Below are 26,770 nucleotides of genomic sequence, written 5' to 3' on the forward strand. Positions count from 1 at the left end.
TTGCTCCTATATGTTACATTTTATCTAATCAAAACTTTCCGGTATTAACTCTACATATATTTGATCGAAATTTTGCTTCAGTTCTTTTTTTATTTCGTCGTGGGCCTTTTTCAGCTGGCTTATACTTATCTGATCACTTTCAGCTTTAATATAAACTTCTACCCAGGCTTTCCTTCCCGTCTGAATTACATCAAGAAAGCTTACCGTATAAGGGTAATTCTCCAGGTGTTTGTTGGTTACATTCCTGATTAAGTCCATTATTTCAGCATTTGGTGCAAAAAGTATCAGGTTTTTGATACCTCCGATAATCATTCTAACCGGTTCGATTAGAAAAGCAATTGCCATTATGATTGCAACTAATGGGTCAACATACGGAATCAGCCAGTCCAGTTTTGTTTCTTCCATAATGCTTTGTGCAATAAAAGCCAAACCCACCCCAAGGCTGCTTATGATATCCATTCTCCACATATAAAGATCCGCTTTAATGGAAGGTGAAGAAAAGATATTATTGTAATGGTTTAAAATAGCATATATTACGATACATGCTGCAGACAAAGTCATTTCAAATACTGCAATAATTCCTGCATTTACATGATTCCCGCCCCTTAATATAATATGAACACTGTAGAAAACCAATTGTGCTGTTATGACAACCAGAATGCTGCACTTAATTATTACAAAAAGAGATTCTACCTGAGAATATCCATAGGGGCGTTTTTCTGTAACCGGTTTATATAATAAGGGTATCAGCAGTAAAAAAGGTCCTATCATAATCAGGTCTGCTGTATCAAACAGACAGTCCATCAGGATTGAATTAGACCGGGTAATATATGCCATTACCCCTTCTGCCAGCATAAACAGAATACTGCCCGCCATAGATATTTTTAAAATACGCTTTTCAAGGTGAAGCTTACTGTTCACAATCTCACATCCAATTTATTTTGACTTTCTCATTTTTTTGTCTTATGTTCTTCAATTCTGACTTTAGCTGCTTCATGTTCTTTTATTTCTTCTTCTGTTTCTGGTATATATTCCGGAACCACCTGAGGTTTTCCATTTCTGCCCATTGCCACCATAGTAAAATATGCAGATAATGCCTTCTGCGGACCACTGGTTGATTCTAAGTCCTCTACTTCAACATTTACAAATACCTCCATTGAAGTATTTCCCACATATACTACGGTTGCTGTGCAGGTAACCAGTGCCCCTACAAATATTGGAAGATGAAATTCCAGTTCATCTACTCTGGCTGTAACACAATTGCTTTTGGAATATTTTGTTGCTACAGCTCCAGCTGTTGTATCCATAAACTTCATTATTTCACCGCCATGTACATTTCCTGCCACATTAGCCTGATTTGGAAGCATTACCTGGCTCATAATAATCTGTCTGTTTTTCATGTTCTCTTATCCTCCTGAATATTAATAATAAAAACCATCAATGGTAGTTTTTCTCTACTTAAATTATAAGTATAAACTACCATTGCAACCACGTCAAAACATTTACATCTACAATTAAATTTTCTGAGCAGCAAAAACACCCTGGATTTTTCCAAGGTGTCATGTTTTTCCTAAACAGTGTCCTGCTTCTTAGGACTTATAATCATAGTCATAGTTCTGCCATCAAGGGCAGCTGCCTTCTCAACAGTTCCAACTTCTTTTATTAAATCAGCAAATTTTAAAAGCACATCTAATCCATCCGTTGTATATTTCTGCTGCCTACCCTTAAATCGAATACTAGCTTTTACCTTACTGCCCTCTGATAGAAATTTATAAGCACTTTTACTTTTCACCTCTAAATCATGTTCATCAATTTTTGCAGAAAGTCTTACCTCTTTAATGATAACCACTTTTTGAGCCTTCTTGGCTTCTTTCTCTTTTTTAGCCTTTTCATACATAGTTTTATTGTAGTCAACTATTTTGCATACGGGCGGAACAGCATTTGGAGAGATTTCCACCAAATCCAGATCCTTTTCAAAAGCTAATTCTAATGCCGCCGGGACGGGTACAATTCCTAGCATAGTACCATCCTCATCAATAAGTCTGATTTCTTTATCATTTATTTCATTGTTTATACGCATTTCATTTTTTTATTACCGATAACTGAATACCTCCTGTTTTTTTAAAAAATAAAAGTGGATTATTTAATCCACTTTTATCACTTATAGTAAGAATAATTATTAGTATCTTTTTCCGTTATTTCTACTATTATTTCTTTGCTGTTTCTTAGCTGCTCTGCATGCAGGGCATCTTTGTGGTTCGTTTTCAAATCCTTTTTCTTTATAGAACGCCTGCTCATTTTCAGTAAAAACGAACTCTGCTCCGCAATCTTTGCATGTAATTGTTTTGTCAGCCATAACACTAACCTCCTTTGTTTTATTGGGATCTCAAAATCAGAGACATCTCTCTTTAAATAAAATCAAAGAAGTGTTGTCAAAAATAAATTAATCCATAATTGTTATAATTTATATATACTAAATAATTATACCATAAAAATTCTATTTAAACAAGATTTATTTCTTTTTTTATAAAACACCCCCAGAGAAGGTTTTTTTGATCCTCTGGGGGGTGCAGCAGCATATCAGAAGTCTCACACATAGTGTGAGGCCTCTGATTGATTTAGCTAAGAATTATTTTTTATAAAGGACTATATATACCCATTGCCATTAAAGCGATTGCAAGAATTGCTAAGGCTGCAAGTATAATGGCAAGAGCCAGATTAACTGGATTGCTGAAGGCCACTTCATTCTTTTCCTTCTTACCCTTTATGTAAATGATAATACCTGGTGCATACAGAAGAGTCGTAAACAGTAAGCTCATCACTCCACTGGAATAAAGCATCCATGCTCCATAAACAGTTCCCAGTATTGAAAATACTCTTGCTGCAAAAAGCTGTGAACCCGTGTGAGATTCCAAACCTTCTTTTTTCAAAACTACTTTCAGATAATACATAGCAGAAAGCAGATATGGAATCATAATCATGCTGGCTGATAAATTGTAGAAAATCTGGTATGTAGATGCCTGGAAGAAGATTATAATCAGGAACAGCTGGATGATTCCGTTGGTCATAAACAGGGAAAAGGATGGTGATCCCTGTTCATTCTCTTTTGCAAATGCTTTAGCGAAAACCCCAAGCTTTGCGGCCATGAAAGGAGTTTCTGCGGCTATGATAGTCCAGCCTAAAAGTGCTCCTGCAAGAGAAAGAATTACACCCAGATTAATTAGAGCACCGCCCCAAGGGCCCACTACTGATTGAAATATAGCTGCCATTGGTGGATTTCCCAATTCAGCAAGTTCTGCTCTGGTCATGATGCCCATGCTCAGAATAGAAGTTAATAAATAAATGGATAATAGCCCCAGGAAACCAACCATAGAAGCTTTACCTACATCGGAAGATTTCTTGGCTCTGGCAGAGACAACAACAGCTCCTTCCACTCCGATAAATGCCCACACAGTTGCTCCTGTAGTTCCTTTAACCTGATCTAAGAAAGCAGGTCCTCCCTGTTCTCCCCAGAAGTTTGACATGAAAATCGCAGGATCAAATGCCCTGATAACAATCACAGCCAAAATAAAAATGAAAATTGGAATTATTTTTGCAATTGTAGTAACGATATTGATTGCGGTGGCTTCTTTTACACCTCTTAAAACTAAAAAATTTAAAAACCATATAACTGCGGATGCGCAAACAATTGAAATTAAATTATTGCCTTTCTCGAAAACCGGGAAAAAATAGCCTATCGCTGCAAATAAAAGCGTCGTATAAGCCACATTGCAGAGCAGAGCACTTATCCAATAGCCCCATGCGGAGTTGAAGCCTACAAAGTCTCCAAAACCTTCTCTTGCATAACTATAAATACCGTTTGTCAGATCTGGTCTAAGCCTGTTCAGTCCAAAGAAACACATCATAAGACCAAACATACCTACACCACAGATGGCCCATCCTGTCAATACAGCTGCAGTGTTTGCGCCTTTTGCTGCCATATCGCCGGCCATACTGAATACGCCGCCACCAATGGTGGAACCGATGATGATACCAGTCAGCCTTATAAAGCCGAGCTGTTTTGTGCCTGAATTACTACTGTCGTTGTTCATTCCTATCCTCCTTAAATATAGTTCATGAAAGGGAAATTAATTATGTAAATGCAAGCCATCCTTTCCCTCTTAAGGAAACCCGCATTTTAATATAACGCTGTATAAGCCTTCCTCCCAGAAACTTATCCAGCAAATTATATTCCTTAAAAACACAACAGATTAATCTGTCTTTTCCCATACAATAGTATCTTTGTTATTTTATAACTATGCTTATAATAATTTATTTATATGTAATAATATTACATACCACCATATAAATATCCGCAATTCTAAATATTAACATGTGGTGTGATAACTATTTAGTGCTATTTCGCTTTATTGTATTAAATCTATATAATGAGGTTTATGAATTCTCAAAAATAAAAGCAGAAATACTGATGATATCAACATTTCTGCTTTATTAATCTGCTATTTATTTATTATTGCCATACTTTATACGTTGAAATGCATCATAATGAATCTGTAATGTTGAAATATATTAACTATTATGTTACTTTATCTTTTTTACTTTTATTGATTCTTATCGGCAATTGTATGCAGCACATGATGCTGTATTGTTGCTTGTATATTGTATACAAATTCCTTTTGAAAAAAAAGAATCCGAAATTTTTGTTTTGTTTATCTCTCGTATTCTGTATCTTGTATACATATTATATACCCAAAACTTTTTTTCGTCAAACCTTTTGTACCTTTTATTTTGAATTGTGAAAAAATATCTGCAATTCTGCATTTTTCGGAGCACTAGGCTTACGCTCCGTGAGCAGGGATTTATATTTTGTTGCTTTCCACTAATTTCTATGAAATCCCTTTCGACTTAAATATTAGTCTTATGTATTAGCTCTGTCAATTAACCCTTGGGATAATGTAAAATCAGCAATCATTTATACCAAAAAAAACACAAAAAATGTCCTTATCCTTTACTAGTTTGAGATTATACCCTTATAAACTTGTTCTTTTATCCATTTAAGAGCAGAAAAAAGCTGTCTCCCCACTGGAGACAGCTTTCTTTTTAACCTTGGAACATCAGATAAGTAGTCTTATAGTAATCTGATATTATTAACACTGAGCTCAAAGGATAGCCCCAGGAACTTAGCGGCATTACGACACATAATCATTCTGGTAAGGAATATTTCAAAGTATTCCATTACTGCACTGATTTCAGTGTCAATATTTAATTCCAGTAAAATGGATTTTTGTTCTGTATTTACTGTCAAATGAGTGTGATGAACAGCATAATTTACACGATCATGTATGTCCTCTGACAGCTTTTCCTCATTCCTGTTCTTATATCGTACGCGGCTTCTTCTTACATCTGATTTATCTGCCAGTATCAATGCTGCAGAAATCGGACTGAATGCCACTCCTGTGCCTTCATCATGATTTCCAACAGCTCCTATTATATCTGCCAGCTCTTCTGCATCAAACTGCATACGGTCTAAAATTCTGAATGCCATAACTGCTCCGCTCTGAGCATGGTCATGTCTGTTTATACAATTCCCAATATCATGTATATATCCTGCTATTTTAGCAAGTTCTATGGTTCTCTCGTCATAACCCAGAACAGTAAGTATCTCTGCTGCTCTTTCTGCTACCTTTCCTGCATGGGCAAATCCATGTTCAGTGAAGCCTATTGCTCCCAGCAAGTCATTTCCTTTTTTTATATAGGTAGAAATCTCTACGCTATTTTTGATGTCCTCAAATGTTATCTGTTTCTTATTCATATTTTTCCTCTTCTTTCTCCTTGCTGCCTCCACATCCGACAGCAAACCATTTTTGCATCTATATATAATAATCACTTTATTTTATCATGGTAATATGTTTTTTGTGTTAAGGAAAAATTAAATTATTATTAAGTTCACTATTCTAAGTCGGAAGTTTCTAAGCCGGAAATGCCGTCCTTATCAAAATCATATAACAGGCTGTTCCCAATACCATGCTTATGATACTGTCCTTCCGGATGACCTGGGCTGCAATCACAACACCTACAGAAATCAATTCTGCTGCCCCAAAAGGGAAGGCGGTGAAGTTAATATTTCTAAGGCAGTAAATCACCAGAATGATCATAATAGAAGCAGGCAGAACATTTCCCAGATACTCAACGGTCTCAGGAAGTTCTTTCTGCCCCCAAACAGCATATATGGAATCGCACGGGTAAGCCAGGTTACTATAGCAACTACTGCAATGATTAAAATAAAGTAATTCATATTATCTGACATCCTGCATTCCTCCCATCTGCAGCATAACCTTATCTTTCATTATAATAAGTACCACTAGACTGACTGACAAGGCTGGCAGTAAAAAATTGTCTGCCCCAAGTATAATATAGAACAAAACTGCACTGATAAGTCCCGCAACTGCTGGAATGCGAGAGCCAAACTGTGTCCACTGATTGACGCACACCGTAACAAAAAAAGCGGTGGCTGAAAATTCTATGCCTGTCATATCGAAATGGAGTATTCCACCCAGCATAGCCCCTATAACACAGCTTACGGTCCACAATAAATGGGGCAGCAAAGCGATATAGAAATCTACCTTCTGTTCATCCACTTCCTCCGGATATTTTATATTACATCGGATGGAATACGTTTCATCCGTCATGGTCAATACCATATACGGATATTTCCATCCCATTTTACGAAATTTATTTACAAATCCCAGCCCATAAAAGATATGCCTTGCATTAATAAAAAAAGTCATAACCGCAATCATATATAAAGGTACACCAGATGTCATCAGAGATATCATAACAATCTGCATGGACCCGGCATAAATAAAAAAGCCACAAATGAACGCCCATACAGCATTATAACCTGCATCATTTAAAAGCATTCCAAAAGCAATCCCAACAAATATGTATTCAAACATTATGGGTATAATTTCCTTTACTGCAAAACTAAAATTTTTCAAAACCAGTAGTCCTCCTAATCTGTGATTTTTTCTATAATAAGTTATATTATCATATAAAATAACGCCATACAATTTGTTAAATGTATGGCATACAATTTTATTTTCTATTTATATTTTTTATACTCTTATAATGAATTTAATAGTTCCGTTAAAACTTTTAAACCCTGTTCTAATTCCTCCAGGGTCTCTGTTCCGCACACAGCTACTCTTACTGCCTTTTCCGGAATAGTATTTCCAACTGCAAATCTTTCTGCTGCATAAACCTGAACCCCATGTTTAAATGCAAGGACCTCAAAATCAGCACCGGTAATCTGCTTTGGCAGCATGAGCCACCGAAATATTCCGGTATCTTCACCCCGGCAGTCATATCCGGATAAATATTTATTTACCAATTCATTCCTAAGAATGTTTTTCTTCCTGTGTGTGTCCAGCACACTTTCCACCTGCCCCGAGATAATCATACGTGCAGCTAATCCGGCCATTAATGGTGAAACGGTAATATTTATATTATACAACGCATTTGATATCTGCATTCTAAACTGATCTGGTGCTGACACATATGCCAGTCTTAATCCTGGGGCAATGGCCTTTGACAAACTCACAATATAAATGGTATTTTCCGGTGCGAAATCAGCTATAGCCCTTTTAGGTGTACTCATTAAATGATATGTACCGTCTTCAATTATAACCAGTCCCAGAGAACCTGCCAGCTCCGCCAGTTTTTTTCTGGCTTTTACTGACATCGTGTAAGTTGTGGGGTTCTGATGATCTGGTATAATATAGATTCCCTTTAAGTTATGGTTTTTGCAGGCATAAATCAAAGCCTCACTGTTTAACTCATTATTCTCTTCTTGGATAAAGCTCACAGGAACTAATTGTATACCAAGCATATTTGCGGCAGCTTTCATATCCGAATAGGTGTGAGGGGCCACGCCAATCTTATCCCCATATTTAAACAACCCTGTCAGTATTCCTGTGATAGCATTCTGACCACCATTTGCAAATAAAATGCTGTGGCTGTCCGTATTGAAGCCACATTTTCTCATCCACAATACCGCAGCATCTTTCTGCCATAGAGTATCATTAGGACTGGCATAACTGAATAGTTTCTCATTGCCCGGCTCGTTTACCAGGTTTCTGAGTATTTTCATAATATATTCATTTGCATCATGATCAGGGACAGTGGTTCCCATCTGTATGATGTGTACAGGTGTATTTTCTGCTAAAAGCCGAACATTTGACAAAGCATCAAAGGAAACATAAGTCCCCTTCCCTACCGTTGCACTAAGCAGGCCCTTTATTTCACAAGCTTTAAATGCCTTTGAAACAGTACTTACATTTATATCCAGGAAGTCTGCTAATTCTCTCTGGGGGGCAGCTTTGTTCCAGGCAGCAGTTTTCCTTTTATTATATCTTCCTCCAGCTGGCCTGCCAAAATTTTGTACAGTGCCCTCTGGCATTTATCTATGGAAGGTTTCCATGACATGGGGTAATTTTCAAAAGAATTAAAAGGCATGATGGACCTCCTTGAAAGCATTTATTATTAATTATGGCATCATTATTTTATCATTATTTAATCCATACTTCAAATTTATAAAATTAAAAGAGAGATTCATTGCAGATTGGGCTTTTAAATGATATACTCCATAATAGACTAAGTATCAGAGGAACTAACGTATAATGACCAGAAATAATATATTTATCCGCAATTATCATGAAATTTCTAAAATTAATAATAATATACTTAAGCATCTGTCCTTTATTGTAGCAATAATATGGGCACTTTTGTTTATCATAAGTTCAATTACTTCTGAACTTTTATTAGTACCTTTTTATGGGATTGGTGCCTTGATATCCTCAGTGGTTTATCTTCTATCCAGATTTATTACCCCAAAGCATATAAATCTGGTTTTACCAGTAATATATTTTTATTTAGTATATGGATTTATTTCTGCTATATATCTTGGCATCTTTGTCCCTCCAAGATCTGTAAGCGTCACTTTCATGTGTCTTCTTCTTATGGCTCCAATACTCATATTAGATAAGAGATGGCGTATAAACAGTATTGTAATATTTATGTCAGTGGTCTTTGGTACAGTATCTTTTTTATACCAGCCTTTTACAATTGCAGAAGTAGACATAACCAATTGCATCGTTTTCTGCATCATAGGCCTTATAGTCGGTCATATTATGGCTTCCATCCGCATAGAAAACATTGAGATGCAACGAATTCTGACCAAACAGCGGGATACAGATATACTGACTTCTCTTTCTAACCGCCGTAAACTGTCGGATACCCTTGATAACTGGGATGCCAATTATGGTCTCCACTCTTTAACTGTGGTAATCATGATTGATATAGACTATTTTAAGAAATATAATGACTGTTATGGTCACCAGAAAGGAGATGCTTGTCTTAAGCAACTCGGCAGGTGCTTTTCTTCTTTTTTTAAGCCATATGGTTTAAAAATTTTCCGTTATGGAGGAGAAGAGTTTATTGCTCTGGGTCAGGAATATGATTTCGATGAAATCAGTTTAATATGCCAGGACATTTTAAAAGCTGTAAAGTATCTGCAGATTCCATTTAAAGAATCCCCTGAGGGCATTATTACGGTAAGCATTGGTTTTGCTGAATCAAATACATGCAACTCTTACAATTATAAAGATTTAATAAATATGGCTGATAAAGGCTTATACAAAGCGAAGAGAATGGGCCGTAACCGGGCCGTCGGATATCTTAACTAAAAAAGGGGCTGTTGCAAAATAATGATATGCGCTCTTCTAGGCAGACAAGTGAAATAATAAAATAAAATGACTTGTTGCTTAGGAGGGAGAACATGAAACCTTTTATACTGTTGGTGCTACCGAGATTATCATTTTTACTTAAATCCCGGTAGCTTTTTGTATCTTTACCCATTAGTTTTAACACTTTGTTAGCTTTTTTATTAAAATGGCTACCATAAAGTTTCAGCTTTCATAAAATACGGTAGTTTTTGCCCAAAATGCTACCGAAGATTTTGTTTTTTATCATTTTAAGCACAAAAAACTTTTTTTCTTATCATTGCCTTGTAGCGCTTCGTCAAATTAAGATCTTTAGTAATAAAATCCCCACAAATTAGCATTTATTAACAATAGAGAGCATACTTATGCTTTTCACTCTCATATTGGGAATTTGGTGACCTGAGTTTGGCTGCCTAATCCTCCTCATTAGAATAAATAAAGAGGCTGCTGCATTTTGCAACAACCCCTTAATTTTTTAATCAGATTATTAAGATTATTATTGTTCTACCATTTCTCCCAGGTTTTCAGAAATAATTAACTCACACCCTGTAGCTGCCTGAATCTCCTCTACAGTAAAATCTGGATGTAATTCTGTTAATACCAAACCTTCAGGAGTTACTTCCATAACACCCATCTCCGTAATAATTAAATCAACAACATTTAATGCTGTAAAAGGAAGGCTACATTTTTCAAGTATTTTATGATTTCCCTTCTGAGTATGCTGCATTGCAACAATTACTTTCTTGGCACCAACTACTAAGTCCATGGCACCGCCCATACCAGGTACCATTTTTCCAGGTACTATCCAGTTAGCCAGATTGCCTTCTTTATCTACTTGTAATGCACCTAAAATTGTTGCATCTACATGTCCACCTCTGATGATGCCAAATGAAGTAGCACTATCAAAGAACTGTCCGCCCGGATTAATAGTTACATGTTGTGCTCCAGCATTAACAACATCTACATTTTCATTTCCAGTTTCAGGAGCAGCTCCCATGCCCATAATACCATTTTCTGATTGCAGCACGATTTCCACGCCTTCAGGAAGATGATTGGCAACCATTGTTGGAAGCCCAATTCCAAGATTTACTACATCTCCGTCATTTAATTCTTTTGCCACTCTTTTTGCAATTCTAGCCTTTATATCTCCCATGATTTTTCTCCTCCTACTATAGATTCTACAAATATTCCTGAAGTAACTACATTATTTGGATCAATTTCTCCTACCTCAACAATCTCACATGCTCCTACAATAACATGTTCTGCAGCAGTTGCCATCATTGGATTAAATGTTCTGGTTGTGCCATTATATATTGTATTTCCAAACTTATCAGTAACTGAACCTCTTATTAATGCAAACTCAGCTGTTAGTGGTTCTTCCAGTAAATAGTCTCTGCCGTGAACATTTATAACCTGTTTTCCTTCAGCTACTATTGTGCCTACTCCTGTAGGTGTTAAAAATCCACCAAGTCCTGCTCCACCGGCACGGATTCTTTCAGCTAATGTTCCCTGAGGTACTAAAATGCATTCCAGCTTATCTTCTTCCACATCTGTATTCATTCTTAGTGCAACTTCTGGATTTAAACCTACATGAGATGCAATAAGAGTTTTAATCTGACCATTTGAAAGAAGTTTGCCAACTCCTCTGCCAGGAACGCCTGCATCGTTACAAATAATAGTTAAATTTTTTACGTCTTTCTTTACCAGAGCATCAATTAATATCTCTGGTGTTCCGCAGGCCATAAATCCGCCTACCATAATCACAGCGCCATCGTTAATGTCTTTTACTGCTTCATCTGCTGTTTTGATCTTGTTCTTCATAAACCTACCTTTTCCCTTGATAAAAAAGCCATCACCTCATGTCAATATAACAAGAACGTGATGGCTTTTTCATTTTAGCTGCTTATTAATACATTTAATTTCATATTTATTATATTAACATAATCCCTATAATCTAGTCAATTAAAATTGTGCTCCCCCTATAAAATTTCCATTTAGGGTAATGCTAACAAAGTACTTGTCCTGTTATTCCTGAAACAAAAATTCCATGATTTTTCCTTTTAGCAATTGACATATGTAGGAAAGGTGATATGATGGATATAGTTGATGACATATGTCGGAAACTTTTCAGTTTAAGGAGGGTACACTATGGCCAGACCACGTAAGTTCAGACGAGTCTGCTGTATGCCTGTGGCAGAATGTTTTGGCCCCATTGATTCTGACGGGAGTTTAAATACCGGGGCAGCTCCCTTGCTCACTTCTGACAGCCAGATTGTTCAGATGTCTATCGACGAATATGAATCCATTCGTCTTATGGACTTAGAGGGATGCACACAGGAGGAGTGCGCTAATCAGATGGGTATTGCAAGAACCACAGTTCAGGGAATATATAATGATGCACGAAAAAAGCTTGCAGATTCCCTTGTCCATGGCAAATTGCTGACAATCGCAGGCGGGATTATACACTTTGTGAAAATTTTCAAGCAGGATGCAGCCAGGGCTGCAAAAATAAATGCCATAAGAAATTTTAATTAAAATACTAAATTATAAATTAAAGGAGATTGAAAAATGAGTGATTGTTCAAACGGATGTGGAAGCTGCAGTTCAGATTGCAAAGACAGAACAGCTCCCCAGAGCTTTCTTGCAGAGGCAAATGAATTAAGCAGTGTTAAAAAAGTTATTGGCGTTGTCAGTGGTAAGGGTGGCGTTGGTAAATCACTGGTTACATCTCTTCTGGCCGTTACCATGCAAAGAAGGAAGTATTGTACTGCCATACTGGATGCAGATATAACAGGACCATCTATACCAAAAGCCTTTGGTCTCAATGAAAAGGCTGCAGGCACCGAAGCTGGCATTCTGACGGTTGATACTAAAACAGGCATTCGTACTATATCTGTAAATTCACTGCTGGAAGATGATACCGATCCAGTAGTATGGCGGGGCCCTATAGTGGCAGAAACCGTAAAACAGTTCTGGTCCGATGTTATCTGGGGAGACGTTGATTTTATGTTTATAGATATGCCCCCGGGAACCGGTGATGTTCCCCTGACTGTTTTCCAGTCACTCCCTGTTGAGGGAATTGTCATTGTAACATCTCCTCAGGAATTAGTGTCCATGATTGTGGGTAAGGCTGTAAAAATGGCTCAGTTAATGAATATTCCTATTCTGGGGATAGTAGAAAACATGTCATACTTTACATGCCCTGACTGTGGGAAAAAGTATCCTATCTTTGGTGAAAGCCATATCGAGGAAGTTGCAGAAGAATATAACATTAAAAATGTTGCAAGGCTTCCTATTAATCCTGATCTGGCTGCTTCAGTAGATAAAGGAATGATTGAAGATTTTGAAGGTTCATGGCTGGATGGTCTTGCTGATATAATCGAAGGCTCCTTAAGCTCCAAAATCGCTGTTCCTTACGATGAGGGGCAGGTTTTCCAGCATTTTGGTCATACTGAACAATTTGAAATTGTAGAAATCCTCAACGGAAAGATAGTTAATAAAGATATCATTACTTCCGATTGCGGAGGTCACGGTGCATTAGCTGGTTTTCTTGCAGATAATGGTATATCAACTTTAATCTGCGGTGGCATTGGCAGTGGCGCTATTACTGCTTTATCACAAGCTGGTATCAAAGTAGTCTCAGGTGTTACAGGAGATGCGGATGAACAGATTGCTTTATACCTGGCTGGTAAACTCCGTACTTCTGATCAGGCTACCTGTGATCATGACCATACTGATGGTCATAATTGCAGCGACCATGATCATTCAAACTGTAAAGGCAGCTGCCACTAAGATATCTACTTTCATTTAAAACGAACTTTAGTTAACTAAAAAGTCCAAAAGATAAATTCTTTTGGGCTTTTTAAGTTGCTGAGTATTATAATATCTATAGACTAAAGACTAAGTGGATTTGCATATACTGGTTTTACTATTTTATCCCATTGATTCAAGATACATTGTGCAATATCTGGGTCATATCGCTTTCCCGCCAGCCTGCTAATTTCTCTTTTGCATTTATCACCTGACAAAGCTTCTCTATATACACGATTGCTCATCATAGCATCAATGGAATCGCAGACTGAAATAATCCGTGCCCCCCATGGAATATCAAAACTTTTTATACCTGATGGGTATCCTGTTCCATCCCAGCTTTCGTGATGATGCAGCACAATTTCTGCCAGAGGTTGAAGAGTTCTGGACTTACTTAAAATATCTGCTCCAATCTGTGGATGGTTCTTTATATATGCCCACTCTTCCTCATCCAGTCTGCCCGGCTTTGAAAGAACTGCATCTGGAATCCCTATTTTACCAATATCGTGTACATGTGCTGCAATATGAATATGCTCGTATTTCTCTTCCTTCATGCCTAACGCGATACATGCCTGTTCTGTCATATCACTGACACGCCTTGAGTGATTAGCTGTATACTGATCCCGGGCTTCCAGAGCTGCTACAATACTGTCAATTAAATCATGATAAATCACAGTTTATCATCCCACATTTCTTGCAGCAATTCTCATTGCAGTGCATCTCCAGCACTTTTTTTAAAGCACAGGAACTACTGCTATGACATCGGATAATATCGGAATTGCATCTTTCTGCTTCCTGAACGGCGCTATTCACAAGCTTATGTGAAACCGTATTGGTAAATAATATAATCAGGTCAGGTGTGCCTATTTTCCTTTTCAGATCTGTAGTCATTTTAGCAAAGACCTTCGCTTTATACCCGAAGTCTTTGCAAATCCCCTTATATTGTGTAACCATTCTTTCGTTACCACCTACTATTACTACACTCATATATTCTTCCTTTTTCTTATTTTGCTAGATTTAACCCATAGTTTCTGCAGCTTTCCAATCCTTCTTCATCTGGTGTTTCGTTTATAATCAGATACCCCTGTGGCAATAAAGCACCGGCTTCCGTTATGTCCTGTTCCCAGTTCCTCATCCATTCACCGTCTCCCCATCCGTAAGAACCAAAAAGTCCAACTGTTTTACCGGCTAATTTACTTTTGCAATTATTGTATAGCGGTTGAAACTCTGTTTCCTCTAAAACCTCATCTCCCATAGAGGGGCAGCCAAAGGCGATTATGTCAAATCCATTGGTTTGATCACCTGCAAAATTATTAACATTAAATAAGATAACCTCAGCCCCTGCAGATTTTCCCCCTTGATAGACTGCCTCTGCCATTTTCTCTGTATTACCTGTTCCACTCCAGTAAACTACTGCCATTTTTTTCATTTTGTTTCTACCTTATCCTTTCTTTTTTCTAGCATGCAACTGTCAGCTTATTAATGCCTGCGCCTTCACTGCACATTTTTTTATATACAGCTCTGCATTTATCAAACTTAGCAAACATTAAAGCTGCTTCCTTTTCTTCCCCATAAACTTTCCAATATCCACAGGATCTGCAGTTTTTGCCCTGGTTCTCAATAAACTCCTTTACATCCTGAGGTGGATAGCTTAGAAAGAGCCCAATCTCATGGGGAAATTTGTTTCCTGACCTGCTGCAGTTTATTCTCACCCGTAATCTGTTTATTGCCCCTGTAATATCCTCCGAAAAATATCCCTGCATTTCTAAGAGTTTTTTTGCTATTGGACAGGATAAATCACATATAAGCCTTTTTCCCCGGTAAACGTAAAGCAAAAAACTTTTCTCTCTTTCTGCTAAAATTTCTATACTGACCCCTTTTAATTGCATCTTTCTGTTCAGCCTGTAGATGTCATCTTTAGCCTTTTGATATTTTTTGAATTTATAGTTAACAATCTCTCCCGTTTTTAAATTGGCCAGTGTGGGAGCACAATTTTCAATAATCAGTTTTTCAAGCATATGCGAATCCCCTTTTAAATTATGTAATACGTTTTGTTTTGGCAGAGTTAGCTTTAGCTAACTTAATTGCTATTTTTTAGGGTGGCTAAAACTGCCACCCTTATTATTAGTTATGTTTATGTTGTTCCATACTACAGCAGCTACATCCATCTTCTTTGCCATAACTCCCACAGCCACTGCACCCTGCACACTTTCCAGCCTTTGCATTTTTAACCAAGTGTTTTAATGCCAGGAAAGCCATTACGGCTAAAACGCCGCTGATTATGATTGTTGACAGCATACCTTTACACCTCTTTCTTTCTGAGCGGGTCTTACCAGTAAAAATACCATTACTGCAAGTAATATTATAGCCACCACTGTACCGATACCAAATGTAAGACCTCCAAATATGATACCGCCCAGCTGGTTAACGATTAGAGCAACAACGTATGCAAGAGTTGTCTGATATCCAATAGCAAACCAGGTCCACTTCGCACTGTTCATTTCCCTTCTGATAGCACCTATAGCAGCAAAGCACGGTGCGCAAAGCAGATTGAATAGCAGGAATGCTAATGCTGCTGATCCGTAAGGGAACATAATACCAAGTTGTGCAATCAGACCTGTGTTATCCTCTGCCACATCTGCTCCCAATCCAAGAAGTACACCGAAAGTTCCAACTACATTTTCTTTTGCAACCAATCCTGAAATTGTTGCAACAGCTGCCTTCCAGTTACCAAAGCCAAGTGGTGCGAAAATTGGTGCTGCAGCAGTGCCTAATGCTGCAAGCAGACTTTTATTCTGGTCGACCATTCCAAAGCCATCAGAGCCGAAACCAAAGTTTGATAAGAACCATATGGCTGCGCAAGCTACAAAGATCACAGTACCAGCTTTAATAATGAAAGACTTTCCTCTTTCCCACATATGAATCCAAACACCTTTAGCTGCAGGCATATGATACTGAGGCAGTTCCATTACAAAAGGCGCTGCATCTCCGGCGAACATTCTTGTTTTCTTAAGGGTAATTCCTGAAAAGATTACCGCAGCGATTCCCATAAAATACATAGCCGGTGCCATCCAGATTACCCCAGGAAACATAGCCCCGCCAATTAAAGCAATAACTGGAAGCTTAGCTCCGCAAGGGATAAAGGTTGTAGTCATAATGGTCATTCGACGGTCTTTCTCATTTTCAATAGTCTTGGTGGCCATAATTCCTGGAACACCGCAGCCAGAGCTTACTAAAAGTGGAATAAAACTTTTTCCAGAAAGCCCGAATTTCCTAAAAATCCTGTCCATTATAAAAGCCACTCTTGCCATATATCCGCAGTCTTCCAGTATAGACAGAAAGAAGAACAGTATAAACATTTGCGGCACAAATCCAAGTACTGCTCCAACTCCTCCGATGATACCATCAACAACCAGACCCTGAAGCCATTGGGCAGTTCCTGCATCTTCCATAACCTTAGAAACAGCACCCTGTATGTATTGTCCAAACAGAACATCATTGGTCCAGTCTGTAACCATAGTCCCCAGCCAGGACACGGACACATAATAAACAATGAACATTACTGCTGCAAAGATTGGCAGCGCCAGCCACCGGTTAGTAACTACACGGTCTATTTTATCTGATGTTGTCAGACCTCTTTGCTTTTTCTTTAAGACCGTATTAATTACTTCTCCAATAAAGTTGTACCTTTCGTTTGCAATGATACTTTCACTGTCATCATCCATACTATTTTCCAGTTTCGTTATAATATCATCAATTTTAATAGAAGTATGTTCATCCAGATTAAATTCTTTTGCAATTTCTTCATCGTGTTCCAGCAGTTTAACTGCATACCATCTTAGATGATCAGAGGATGTGCCGTCTTTTATAAGTTCTTCAATTGACTCGATTGCTTCTTCAATCTGCTTTTCAAACTTATGTACCTTTATTTGGTTAGTCTCGGCTAACCCTATGGCATAATTAATCAGTTCATGACAGCCTTCACCTTTAAGTGCAGATACTTCCATAACGGGACATCCCAGCTTATTAGACAGTCTACCTATGTCAATTTTGTCTCCGTTTTTTCTCACCAGGTCCATCATATTTATACCTAATACTACAGGAATTCCCAGTTCAAGTAGCTGTGTAGTCAGATACAGATTTCTTTCCAGATTGGTTCCGTCTACCAAATTAACAATTACATCTGGAGATTCTTTCATCAGATAATTTCTGGTTACCACTTCTTCCAGAGTGTATGGAGAGAGAGAGTATACCCCCGGAAGATCCGTTATGGTAACCGCCTTATTTCCTCTGAATTTTCCTTCTTTTTTCTCTACTGTAACTCCCGGCCAGTTTCCTACATACTGACTGGAACCAGTTAAATCATTAAAAATCGTTGTCTTGCCACAATTGGGATTCCCCGCAAGGGCTATTGTAATATTTTTCATTAAATTTCCTCCCATTTCAACTATTCTTCAAGCGCTTTTACGTTATGCAATGATAATATTTTCAGCTTCGCTTTTTCTAATTGAAAGCTCATATCCTCTTACCGTTATTTCAATGGGATCTCCTAAAGGTGCAACTTTTCTTACATAGATTTCCGTACCCTTAGTAATTCCCATGTCCATAATCCTTCTTTTCAGTGCCCCTTCTCCCTGCAATTTTTGTACAGTGACAGTTTCTCCGCACTTTACTTCTTTTAAATTCTTCATAGTTCCTCCAAGCTCTATTGCTGACATTCCCAGTGTGCTCCACCTTACAGATTTAATTTATATAAATTCTGGATGCCATGGCCTTGCTTATTGCTACTCTTGCATCCTTAACATTTACAATAACATTTCCTCCCAGTTCGGAAATAATCATTACTTTTGTTCCCTCAACAAACCCCAGTGTCTCCAGAAAACGTTTTGTATCATCTTTGCCTTTGATGTCAGAAACTGTTACCTGAGTTCCTGGTCTACTCATTGTTAATGGCATATAATTACCTCCTTCGTTAGACTATGCTAACCCTCTCTCTAAAAAGTAAGCTTGCGCTAACCGTAAGCCTTTAAAATTGGTTAGCTTTTGCTAACCTCTTTATCATTTATGAGTTTACCATGGCTAACTCATGTTGTCAATACTTTTTTCATATTTTATGCTTAAAAATGTGATGTTGTTCCTGTTGAATATTTCACATCAATCTATTGTTTCTTTTTTTTCTATATATGTTATAATAAGGAAATACCTATTACCATTTTACTCTGATTTAAAGAAACGAGGTCTCAATGCTCATATATATCGCAAGACAACCAATTTTCAACAAAGCAAAAGATGTTGTTGCTTATGAATTATTATACAGAGATCCGAAAACACAGACAGCAAGTATAAAAAATCCTGATGCTGCAACAAATTCAGTTCTCATGGGAAGCACTCTGATAGCATCCTTTGAGCGTCTTTTAGATGGGAAACGGGCTTTTATTAATTTTACTACAAACTTAATTAAAGATGGTACCCCATTGATTTTCTCAAGCAATTATATGATAATAGAAATCCTGGAGGATGTTGTTCCAGATATTTTTCTTATGCAAAGGCTTCATGAGCTGAAGAACAAAGGATATACACTGGCTTTGGATGATTTTACCCTTCATTATCCCCATACTGAAATTATTGATCTTGTAGATATCATTAAGGTAGACTTTACCCTGACAACCCCTGATGATCAGAAGATGATAATAAAAAAATTTAAAAGGCCTGGCCTTAAATTTTTAGCAGAGAAAGTGGAAACTTTTGAAGACTTTAATCATGCCAAATCCTTGGGTTATGATTACTTTCAGGGATACTTCTTTTCTAAGCCTGCTGTTTTTAGCTATAAAGATATTAATAGTATTGATACCACTCATGTTGAAATTTTAAAAGGATTAAACAGTGAAACTCCTAACTACACTTATCTTGCTTCCTTATTTGAAAAAGATATATCTCTGACTTATAAACTGTTCCGATATGCCAATTCTCCTGTCTATGGAAGCATAGAACAAGTCAGCACTATCAGAAAGGCTCTAGTCCGTTTAGGTTTTTCTAATATACGTAACTGGATGTATTTGCTCATCCTTCGCTGCATGTCTATTGGTCAGAGTGATGAATCCATATGTGTTTCACTTCGAAGAGCTAAAATGCTTGAACTAATGGCTCCTGATTGTGGTCTGGCACAAAGAGCCCCGGAACTTTTCCTTGTAGGATTATTTTCTATGCTGGATGTACTGGTTGACAAAAGCCTTGATAAGGTTCTGGAAGAACTTCCCTTAAAAGAAGAAACCAAAGAGGCTATTATCTACAAAGAAAATACTTTAGGACTACCATTAAAACTTATCCTGGCTTACGAAAAAGGTGACTGGGATGAAGTGGAAAAACTTTGCATACAGCTGAAATTAAAGCCTATGAACATCTCACCTGCCTATATAGAGTCCATTAAATGGACTTCCGAAGTTGTTAAATATTCTCTATAACAAAAGGTGTCTCTATTTCAGACACCTTTTGTTATGATAAAAGCTTATGATCTCTATATCATTTATTTTAATTGCTTTAAATATTCCTCTGGTCCACTTTTATATAAGTTATTTCCCAGAGTATCCATAACTACTATAGCTGGAAAATCCACTATCTCTAATTTCCTTACAGCCTCTGCCCCTAAATCTTCAAAGGCAATTATCTCTGAACTTACAATACTTTTGGCAATTAGTGCCCCTGCTCCCCCAATAGCGGCAAAATATACGGCACCATTTCTCACCACTGCATCCGCTACCGCTTGAGATCTTTGCCCCTTTCCTATCATGGCAGCCTGTCCTAAATCCATGAATCTGGGAGCATAGGAATCCATTCGATAACTTGTGGTAGGCCCTGCAGCGCCAATTACGTTTCCAGGCTTTTCCGGCGTGGGTCCCACATAATAGATGATGGATCCATCCAGTTCAAAAGGGAGTTCTTCCCCCGGTCAAGCATTTCACTCATTCTCTTATGGGCTGCATCCCTGGCGGTATAAATAACGCCTGAAATCAATACACTATCTCCAGCTTTTAGATTCTGTAATTTATCCCTTGTAAAAGGAAACTGCAATTTTTTTGCTTTTGTCTTTATGGCTTCCATGTTTCCCTCCTATAATATTCTTTCTTCATGTCTTGAAACATGACAGTTTATATTCACAGCAACAGGCATACCTGCAATGTGAGTAGGGAAAGTCTTTATTTTAACTGACAGTGCAGTGGTGCTGCCTCCCAGTCCCTGAGGCCCTATTCCAAGTTCATTGATCCTGGTGAGAAGCTCCTCTTCCATATTGCGGTAATACTCATCTTCATTATCTTTATCAAAAGGTATAAGCAAAGCTTCTTTGGCCATTAATGCTGCCCTGTCAAATGTGCCTCCAATGCCAACGCCCACTACAATGGGAGGACATGGATTTGCTCCGGCATCTTTTACCACCTGCACGATAAAATCTTTCACTCCCTGTTCACCAGCAGCTGGAGGGAACATTTTTATCTGGCTCATATTCTCTGACCCAAATCCTTTGGGAGCAAAAGTTATTTTTACTTTATCTCCTGGTACAATGTCGTAATGAATATGTGCCGGCGTGTTGTCCCCAGTATTGCCTCTTCTGACAGGATCTTTTACTACAGACTTTCTTAGGTACCCCTCCGTATAACCTGCCCGTACCCCTTCATTTACAGCCTCCTCAACACTTCCCCCTGTAAGGTGTGCATCCTGTCCAATTTCAAGAAAAACACAAGCCATACCCGTATCCTGACATAAAGGGAAGGTTCCTTCCTCTGCAATTTTTATATTTTCCTGGATATTTCCCAGTATATCTTTTGCCACCGGCCATGTTTCGTTTTGGCTACAGTAGCTGATTCTTTTGCATACATCGCTGCTTAAATTATGATTTGTAGATACTGCCATTTCTTTAACAGCTTTTGTAATATCTGCAACATTTATTTCTCTCATCACTATAACTCCTTTTTATTTTTGACAGGCATACTTTGTCCTTATGAATAATATAATAAACTAAATTGAGAGGATTTACTATGAAAATAACAAAAAAAGCCATCTTATATGTAATAGCTGCAGAGCTGTTTGTGTTCATAATACTGCCTTCTATACTCTTGGGAATACACGGTATTTTCCACGAGATTCCCAGTCCTGCAGTCCCCAAAATATTTAGTAATAAAACGGATACTCCAAAGTACATAAGGGTATACCGTCACACCTATGGTGTGACAGAAGTTATTCCTTTTGAGGATTATGTAAAGGGTGTTGTTGCAGGAGAAATGCCATCCAATTTCGAGATTGAGGCACTTAAAGCTCAGGCAGTTGCTGCAAGAACTTATTCTCTTTCTAAAATTATACGTTCGGGAGATGGAGGCAACCCACCTGCTCATCCTGATGCACCTCTTTGTGATGACACCCATTGCCAGGTTTATCGGAGTGTTTACGATCTTACTGAACTAAAAGGTGAAGAATGGATGAATGACAGCTGGAAAAAGATCTGCAAGGCCGTGGATTCCACAAAAGGCCAGCTTATGTATTATAACGGGCAGCTAGCAGAACAGGCCCTTTTCCATTCCTCCAGCGGAGGCCACACGGAAAACTCTGAAGATGTATTTGCTTCTGCTGTGCCTTATTTAAGAAGTGTAGACAGTCCATATGAAGAAGGTGCCACCCACCAGAAAGAAACAAAATACTTTTCTACAAAAGACTTTTTATATTTAGTAAATTTAAAATATCCTGGCAAGAAGCTCTCATCTCCTATCAACAAGATTGGAATTGTTTCAAAAAGTGCAGGTGGACGGGTAGAAGACATAAAAATAAACAATTCAACTTTTAAGGGAAGAGAATTGCGGGATGCCTTAGGACTTTCCTCAGCAAATTTTAATGTTTCTATGAAAAACGGTACGATTACCATCACAAGTAACGGTTTTGGTCATGGGGTCGGTATGAGTCAATACGGAGCTAATGGTATGGCAAAAAGAGGATCCAACTATAAACAGATTCTGGAACATTATTATACCGGAGTAAAAATATATTAATCACCCCGGTATAATCTACACGAAAAACAGGCCAGTCTTACAATTTTAGACTGACCTGTTTTTATTTAAATCTTACATTTATTTCATTCTTCTACTCGGATTATAGTTGCACCAATGCCCCTGAACTTTTCTACAAACTTTTCATATCCTCTTTCAATATGATAAATCTCAGAAATTTCAGTTGTACCTTCTGCTGTTAATCCAGCCAGAACCAATGCAGCACCTGCTCGCAAATCCGTTGAAATAACCTGTGCTCCCTGTAGAATTTTTTCACCCTGAATAACAGCACTTCTGCCTTCTATCTTTATATTGGCACCCATTCTATTCAGTTCGCCAACATGCATATATCTGTTTTCAAACACCGTTTCAATAACGATACTGGACCCTTTTACAGTTGCCAGAAGTGACATAAACTGAGACTGCATATCTGTAGGAAACCCTGGATAAGGCAGTGTCTTTATATCTGTTGAGGTAAGCGGAGCAACATCTCCCCTTACAATCAAGCCATCATCTGTAATTTCTACAGCTGCACCGCATTCTTTCAGCTTTGCAATAATAGGCTTTACATGATCAGGTACTACATTCTTTATCAGCACATTTCCCCTTGTGATAGCTGCCGCAACCATAAAAGTTCCCGTCTCAATTCTATCCGGTATAACAGAATGTTTTGCTCCATGAAGGGCTGGTACTCCTTCTATTTTTATTGTATCTGTCCCTGCACCTTTTATTTTTGCACCCATTCTGTTCAGGAAATTGGCCAGATCAACAATTTCAGGTTCTTCTGCCACATTTTCCAGAATAGTAATACCTTCAGCCATTACAGCTGCCATCATAATATTTTCTGTAGCACCTACACTTGGAAAATCCAAGTAAACATTATTACCAATAAGCTTGTCCGCAACAGCTTCAACATATCCGTGACCCTCAATAATTTTAGCACCCAATGCCTGGAATCCCTTTAAATGAAGGTCAATGGGTCTTGCACCTATAGCGCACCCTCCGGGAAGCGCAATTCTGGCTTTTCCGGTTCGGGCTAAAAGTGGACCCATAACCAGTATAGAAGCTCTCATCTTCTTTACCAGCTCATATGGTGCCTCACAAGTCATGATGTCTTTTGTTTCTATTTCAAGTTTATTATCTTTATATTCTTCTTTTACTTTTGAGCCCAGACTCCCAAGCAGTCTGCACATTACATCTACATCTCTAAGCGCTGGAACTTCTGTAAGTTCACAGGATTCATCGGTTAAAATGGCTGCCGCCATAATAGGAAGCACGGCATTTTTAGAGCCACTTATGGTAACCTCTCCTCTAAGTGGTCCACTTTTTTGAACTAAATATTTAGCCAACTTTCCCTCCAAAATAATCTATATTATGTATCTTACTTCATTATCTATCTGCTATAATTTTATTTGTTAATTCATCGTATACCAGACTAGTATATCCAAATTTATCTACCCCAGCACACCTTAAATATTATAACATCATTTTTCCTTTTTACAAGAAAAAAAATTTTATATTATCATTTTATCCGCAAACAAGTTTTTCCAATTTTTATTAAAACCACAATTTAATACTACAAATAAAGAAAGAAGCTGCTAATTAATGCTAAAGGGGGACAAAACATACTTTTTAATAGCCTCTTTCTTTATAAGGTTAGTATTAACAATCTGGCTACTAAATAATCATTATATTATGCTCTTTCCATTCTCTTTTCGAAAAATTCTCTATTTGTACTGTAAGTTAAAGCAACGTCTTTTGCTATGATTCCTTCCCTGTACAGGTTCAGTAGACTGTTATCCATGGAAATCATTCCTTCTTCCTGCCCAGAAGCAATAACAGAGTCAATCTGATGATTCTTTCTCTCCCTGATCATGTTTCTGATGGCATTGTTAAGAAACATAATTTCGAAGGCAGGTATTGTGGTGTCATCTACGGTAGGGAGTAATTGCTGAGAAATAACTGCCTGAAGAACCATAGACAACTGTACTCTTATCTGACTTTGCTGATTTTCCGGAAATGCATCGATAATTCTGTCAATAGTATTGGCGGCTCCAATAGTGTGAAGCGTAGAAATAACCAGATGCCCGGTCTCTGCCGCTGTCATGGCTGTACGAATCGTTTCATAATCTCTGAGTTCTCCCAGCAAAATAACATCGGGTGCCTGCCTCAAAGCCGCCCTCAGTGCTGAAACATAATCTGCTGTATCTGTAGAAATTTCTCTCTGGGTCACAATACTCTTTTGATGTTTATGTAAATATTCAATAGGATCTTCTAAGGTTATTACATGAACATTTCTCATTTTATTTATCTGGTCTATGATACATGCTAATGTAGTGCTCTTACCACTTCCTGCTGAACCTGTAACAAGTACCAGACCTTTTTTCATTTCAGCTACATCAATAACAGTCTTTGGAATGTGGAGTTCCCTAAAGTCTGGCAGGTCGAAATTTACAACTCGTATAACAGCCGCCAGTGATCCTCTTTGTTTAAATATACTTGCACGGAACCGAGATAAGCCCTGCACAGAAAATGAAAAGTCATCATCCCCGGATTTATTTACTTTTTCCATGGACCTGTTTTTTGCCAGTTCATAGATCTGTGATATAATCTCCGCCAGTTCATCAGGAAGTAAGGTTTTACCTTCATAAGGATAAATTTTACCATTAACTTTTAAAGAAAATCCCACACCTGGAATTAAAAAAATATCTGATGCATTTTTTTCTACAGCTAAATTTAATACTTTTAATGCCTTCATATAATCTTCTCCATTCAATTTATATCAATTGCCATCCCAGACAGGCATACTGTTATCAACTTCATAATCAACTTTATTTTGAATACTCCAGGAAGTAACCCTGAAGTTCTGTCTTCCTTTTGTAACTTCTTTATAATCACATAACTGCAACTGTATTAAAAGGAATTGTTCATTACCAGCGTCAACAGTATAACAGATGCTGTTATTTTTTTCATCAAATGCACCTTTAAAACTCTGTTTTACCAGCTGTCTAAATTCCTCTTCACTGTGAGCTTGTTCTGCCAGTTTCATTAATCGGCTGTTAATATTCTTTTTTAATTTCTCACCTTTTGTATCGGCTTCATAGTACGCTTTAACACTCTTCTCATTTTTGGCTGCCAGGCGATAATCAGCTCTGGCGCTTGCTAAGGATAGTGTGCTGAAAACTACAAGGCATAGTACAGTAAAAATAAGCAAAAGCGAGCTAGTACCAATCTGAATCTTCTGTTTGTTATTAAACCTATTTTTTTGCATTTTATACCTCACCAGGTAAATACTTATTTATAGAAATACTGCAAATCTTTTTGACATCGTCTTTTGAACCGTAAACATAAATATCTGCCTGAAGCATGTCTTGAAGAACTCGGTCTCTGACCATTACAGTAAGTTCGTTCTGATCTTCTTTGTTTAATTTATCTGCTGCAGCAGCTATATTCTCATGACTGGGACTGTCCATTGCCTTTATGGTTTCTGCCATACTCTGGGCTAATAGCACTGCTTCATTTAATTGTTTCCCCTGCTTACTGATATTGTCAGCTTTAACAAAAGCATTTAAGCATAATCCCGCGCATAGAGCAAAAAACATAACGACGCATATAAACTCCATCAGAAACAGCTGGGATGAATTTCTATTACTCATATTGACCCTCCTGGCTTCTCAAGGATAAAAGCAGATAATCCTTGTTGTCTTTGGAAGTTTTAACTTTTAACAATCTGTCCCCTTCCATTTCAAAAGATATTCCCTGCAGGTTCATGATGTTCATTCCATCTTCCAGGGCCAGTCCGCTGTTTTCATTACAAAACAGTTCTTTCAATTCTCCATCCTTACAATAAATCAGTGTATTATACGCTTCCCCATTATAAGTTTCAACTAATTTTAAAACCTGAGTACCTTCCATATTTTCCACAGATATCATGCCAGCCTTGTCATTCTGTTTTACTTTATTTGAAATATATGACAGCGCCGTAGTACTGCTGAAATTTTCATTCATCCTCTTTTCGATGTTTTTATATACTCCTGCCCCAAATAAAACGGTGAATATAGCGCTTATTGCAAGGGAAAACAATAATACCATGGTAAACAGGAATTGTATAGACTGCCCTTTATTATACATTTCTTTGGCCTTCATAAGCTT

31 protein-coding genes and 1 pseudogene are annotated in these 26,770 nt (G+C 37.7%); 5 read left to right on the forward strand and 27 right to left on the reverse strand.

The annotated features are described in order from the left end of the window. Window positions 1-24: 24 nt before the first annotated feature. From Ami3637_RS04870 to Ami3637_RS04910, 10 genes are all read right to left on the reverse strand, one after another. A complete protein-coding gene (locus Ami3637_RS04870) occupies window positions 25-921 on the reverse strand; it encodes a cation diffusion facilitator family transporter (RefSeq protein ID WP_162361581.1) in 897 nt (298 codons plus the stop codon). 29 nt (window positions 922-950) lie between these two features. Continuing rightward, window positions 951-1,400, reverse strand: coding sequence for an acyl-CoA thioesterase (locus Ami3637_RS04875; RefSeq protein ID WP_162361582.1), 450 nt, complete (start codon window positions 1,398-1,400; stop codon window positions 951-953). 170 nt (window positions 1,401-1,570) lie between these two features. Beyond that, the gene (gene infC, locus Ami3637_RS04880; protein ID WP_162361583.1) at window positions 1,571-2,080 is read right to left on the reverse strand and encodes a translation initiation factor IF-3; all 510 of its coding nucleotides are present in this window, start codon (window positions 2,078-2,080) and stop codon (window positions 1,571-1,573) included. A 99-nt stretch (window positions 2,081-2,179) separates the two neighbouring features. Beyond that, the gene (locus tag Ami3637_RS04885) at window positions 2,180-2,356 is read right to left on the reverse strand and encodes a zinc-ribbon domain-containing protein (RefSeq protein WP_162361584.1); all 177 of its coding nucleotides are present in this window, start codon (window positions 2,354-2,356) and stop codon (window positions 2,180-2,182) included. Between the two features lie 280 nt (window positions 2,357-2,636). Next, entirely contained in the window at window positions 2,637-4,091 is a 1,455-nt protein-coding gene (locus tag Ami3637_RS04890) for a basic amino acid/polyamine antiporter (RefSeq protein WP_162361585.1), read from the reverse strand. 1,037 nt (window positions 4,092-5,128) lie between these two features. Then, window positions 5,129-5,812 carry an HD domain-containing protein gene (locus Ami3637_RS04895; protein WP_162361586.1) on the reverse strand — a complete coding sequence of 228 codons (684 nt, stop codon included), beginning with the start codon at window positions 5,810-5,812 and terminating at the stop codon, window positions 5,129-5,131. A 157-nt stretch (window positions 5,813-5,969) separates the two neighbouring features. Beyond that, window positions 5,970-6,182, reverse strand: coding sequence for a branched-chain amino acid transporter permease (locus tag Ami3637_RS04900; protein ID WP_330586916.1), 213 nt, complete (start codon window positions 6,180-6,182; stop codon window positions 5,970-5,972). Then, the gene (locus Ami3637_RS17305; protein WP_243158106.1) at window positions 6,152-6,307 is read right to left on the reverse strand and encodes a hypothetical protein; all 156 of its coding nucleotides are present in this window, start codon (window positions 6,305-6,307) and stop codon (window positions 6,152-6,154) included. Before Ami3637_RS17305 ends, Ami3637_RS04900 begins: the two co-directional genes overlap by 31 nt. After that, window positions 6,297-6,998, reverse strand: coding sequence for an AzlC family ABC transporter permease (locus tag Ami3637_RS04905; RefSeq protein ID WP_162361587.1), 702 nt, complete (start codon window positions 6,996-6,998; stop codon window positions 6,297-6,299). The genes Ami3637_RS17305 and Ami3637_RS04905 overlap by 11 nt, the downstream gene beginning before the upstream one ends. A gap of 125 nt (window positions 6,999-7,123) precedes the next feature. Continuing rightward, window positions 7,124-8,458, reverse strand: coding sequence for an aminotransferase-like domain-containing protein (locus Ami3637_RS04910; RefSeq protein ID WP_243158107.1), 1,335 nt, complete (start codon window positions 8,456-8,458; stop codon window positions 7,124-7,126). Between the two features lie 220 nt (window positions 8,459-8,678). On the opposite strand from Ami3637_RS04910, the gene Ami3637_RS04915 reads away from it, so the two are divergent. Beyond that, window positions 8,679-9,743, forward strand: a complete 1,065-nt coding sequence (locus tag Ami3637_RS04915; RefSeq protein ID WP_162361588.1) for a GGDEF domain-containing protein — start codon at window positions 8,679-8,681, stop codon at window positions 9,741-9,743. 532 nt (window positions 9,744-10,275) lie between these two features. On the opposite strand, the gene Ami3637_RS04920 is transcribed toward Ami3637_RS04915, so the two are convergent. Together Ami3637_RS04920 and Ami3637_RS04925 are read right to left on the reverse strand one after the other, a co-directional pair. Further along, window positions 10,276-10,932, reverse strand: a complete 657-nt coding sequence (locus Ami3637_RS04920) for a 3-oxoacid CoA-transferase subunit B (RefSeq protein WP_162361589.1) — start codon at window positions 10,930-10,932, stop codon at window positions 10,276-10,278. After that, window positions 10,920-11,600 (reverse strand): CoA transferase subunit A, encoded by a 681-nt coding sequence (locus Ami3637_RS04925; protein ID WP_162361590.1) that lies wholly within the window; start codon window positions 11,598-11,600, stop codon window positions 10,920-10,922. Before Ami3637_RS04925 ends, Ami3637_RS04920 begins: the two co-directional genes overlap by 13 nt. A gap of 327 nt (window positions 11,601-11,927) precedes the next feature. Between Ami3637_RS04925 and Ami3637_RS04930 the strand changes: the two genes are divergently transcribed. Next, window positions 11,928-12,314 (forward strand): DUF134 domain-containing protein, encoded by a 387-nt coding sequence (locus tag Ami3637_RS04930; protein ID WP_330586827.1) that lies wholly within the window; start codon window positions 11,928-11,930, stop codon window positions 12,312-12,314. A 33-nt stretch (window positions 12,315-12,347) separates the two neighbouring features. Continuing rightward, window positions 12,348-13,571 (forward strand): P-loop NTPase, encoded by a 1,224-nt coding sequence (locus tag Ami3637_RS04935; protein ID WP_162361591.1) that lies wholly within the window; start codon window positions 12,348-12,350, stop codon window positions 13,569-13,571. A gap of 101 nt (window positions 13,572-13,672) precedes the next feature. On the opposite strand, the gene Ami3637_RS04940 is transcribed toward Ami3637_RS04935, so the two are convergent. From Ami3637_RS04940 to Ami3637_RS04975, 8 genes are all read right to left on the reverse strand, one after another. Continuing rightward, window positions 13,673-14,263 (reverse strand): HD-GYP domain-containing protein, encoded by a 591-nt coding sequence (locus Ami3637_RS04940; RefSeq protein WP_162361592.1) that lies wholly within the window; start codon window positions 14,261-14,263, stop codon window positions 13,673-13,675. Further along, on the reverse strand, window positions 14,250-14,576 hold the full coding sequence (locus Ami3637_RS04945) for a DUF2325 domain-containing protein (RefSeq protein ID WP_162361593.1): 327 nt from the start codon (window positions 14,574-14,576) through the stop codon (window positions 14,250-14,252). Before Ami3637_RS04945 ends, Ami3637_RS04940 begins: the two co-directional genes overlap by 14 nt. 16 nt (window positions 14,577-14,592) lie before the next feature. Beyond that, the gene (locus tag Ami3637_RS04950) at window positions 14,593-15,018 is read right to left on the reverse strand and encodes a flavodoxin (RefSeq protein ID WP_162361594.1); all 426 of its coding nucleotides are present in this window, start codon (window positions 15,016-15,018) and stop codon (window positions 14,593-14,595) included. Window positions 15,019-15,046: 28 nt separating this feature from the next. Then, window positions 15,047-15,607, reverse strand: coding sequence for a DUF3793 family protein (locus Ami3637_RS04955; protein WP_162361595.1), 561 nt, complete (start codon window positions 15,605-15,607; stop codon window positions 15,047-15,049). A gap of 106 nt (window positions 15,608-15,713) precedes the next feature. After that, on the reverse strand, window positions 15,714-15,887 hold the full coding sequence (locus Ami3637_RS04960) for a FeoB-associated Cys-rich membrane protein (protein ID WP_202931090.1): 174 nt from the start codon (window positions 15,885-15,887) through the stop codon (window positions 15,714-15,716). Then, on the reverse strand, window positions 15,869-18,016 hold the full coding sequence (gene feoB, locus Ami3637_RS04965) for a ferrous iron transport protein B (protein ID WP_162361596.1): 2,148 nt from the start codon (window positions 18,014-18,016) through the stop codon (window positions 15,869-15,871). Before feoB ends, Ami3637_RS04960 begins: the two co-directional genes overlap by 19 nt. Before the next feature lie 42 nt (window positions 18,017-18,058). Further along, window positions 18,059-18,280 carry a FeoA family protein gene (locus Ami3637_RS04970; RefSeq protein WP_162363666.1) on the reverse strand — a complete coding sequence of 74 codons (222 nt, stop codon included), beginning with the start codon at window positions 18,278-18,280 and terminating at the stop codon, window positions 18,059-18,061. Between the two features lie 52 nt (window positions 18,281-18,332). Continuing rightward, window positions 18,333-18,545 (reverse strand): FeoA family protein, encoded by a 213-nt coding sequence (locus Ami3637_RS04975; protein ID WP_162361597.1) that lies wholly within the window; start codon window positions 18,543-18,545, stop codon window positions 18,333-18,335. A gap of 287 nt (window positions 18,546-18,832) precedes the next feature. On the opposite strand from Ami3637_RS04975, the gene Ami3637_RS04980 reads away from it, so the two are divergent. After that, window positions 18,833-20,050, forward strand: coding sequence for an EAL and HDOD domain-containing protein (locus tag Ami3637_RS04980; RefSeq protein WP_162361598.1), 1,218 nt, complete (start codon window positions 18,833-18,835; stop codon window positions 20,048-20,050). Window positions 20,051-20,112: 62 nt separating this feature from the next. Here the strand turns inward: Ami3637_RS04980 and Ami3637_RS04985 are convergent. Further along, window positions 20,113-20,687, reverse strand: a pseudogene (locus tag Ami3637_RS04985) (Fe-S-containing hydro-lyase). Window positions 20,688-20,696: 9 nt separating this feature from the next. Then, the gene (locus Ami3637_RS04990; protein ID WP_162361599.1) at window positions 20,697-21,539 is read right to left on the reverse strand and encodes a fumarate hydratase; all 843 of its coding nucleotides are present in this window, start codon (window positions 21,537-21,539) and stop codon (window positions 20,697-20,699) included. An 80-nt stretch (window positions 21,540-21,619) separates the two neighbouring features. Between Ami3637_RS04990 and spoIID the strand changes: the two genes are divergently transcribed. Then, complete coding sequence (gene spoIID / locus Ami3637_RS04995; RefSeq protein WP_162361600.1) at window positions 21,620-22,621, forward strand: stage II sporulation protein D; 1,002 nt, start codon at window positions 21,620-21,622, stop codon at window positions 22,619-22,621. Window positions 22,622-22,704: 83 nt separating this feature from the next. On the opposite strand, the gene murA is transcribed toward spoIID, so the two are convergent. The 5 genes from murA to Ami3637_RS05020 all read right to left on the reverse strand — a co-directional run bounded on the left by murA (window position 22,705) and on the right by Ami3637_RS05020 (window position 26,764). Further along, on the reverse strand, window positions 22,705-23,967 hold the full coding sequence (murA, locus tag Ami3637_RS05000) for a UDP-N-acetylglucosamine 1-carboxyvinyltransferase (RefSeq protein ID WP_162361601.1): 1,263 nt from the start codon (window positions 23,965-23,967) through the stop codon (window positions 22,705-22,707). Window positions 23,968-24,311: 344 nt separating this feature from the next. Next, window positions 24,312-25,376: a type IV pilus twitching motility protein PilT gene (locus tag Ami3637_RS05005; protein WP_162361602.1), complete on the reverse strand. Its 1,065-nt coding sequence runs from the start codon at window positions 25,374-25,376 to the stop codon at window positions 24,312-24,314. Between the two features lie 24 nt (window positions 25,377-25,400). Next, window positions 25,401-25,889 carry a hypothetical protein gene (locus tag Ami3637_RS05010; RefSeq protein ID WP_162361603.1) on the reverse strand — a complete coding sequence of 163 codons (489 nt, stop codon included), beginning with the start codon at window positions 25,887-25,889 and terminating at the stop codon, window positions 25,401-25,403. A gap of 1 nt (window position 25,890) precedes the next feature. After that, the gene (locus Ami3637_RS05015) at window positions 25,891-26,274 is read right to left on the reverse strand and encodes a hypothetical protein (RefSeq protein ID WP_162361604.1); all 384 of its coding nucleotides are present in this window, start codon (window positions 26,272-26,274) and stop codon (window positions 25,891-25,893) included. Continuing rightward, window positions 26,267-26,764 carry a DUF4860 domain-containing protein gene (locus Ami3637_RS05020; RefSeq protein WP_162361605.1) on the reverse strand — a complete coding sequence of 166 codons (498 nt, stop codon included), beginning with the start codon at window positions 26,762-26,764 and terminating at the stop codon, window positions 26,267-26,269. Before Ami3637_RS05020 ends, Ami3637_RS05015 begins: the two co-directional genes overlap by 8 nt. Between the last annotated feature and the right edge of the window lie 6 nt (window positions 26,765-26,770).

This window comes from Aminipila terrae (genome assembly GCF_010120715.1).
GTDB classification, from domain to species: domain Bacteria; phylum Bacillota; class Clostridia; order Peptostreptococcales; family Anaerovoracaceae; genus Aminipila; species Aminipila terrae.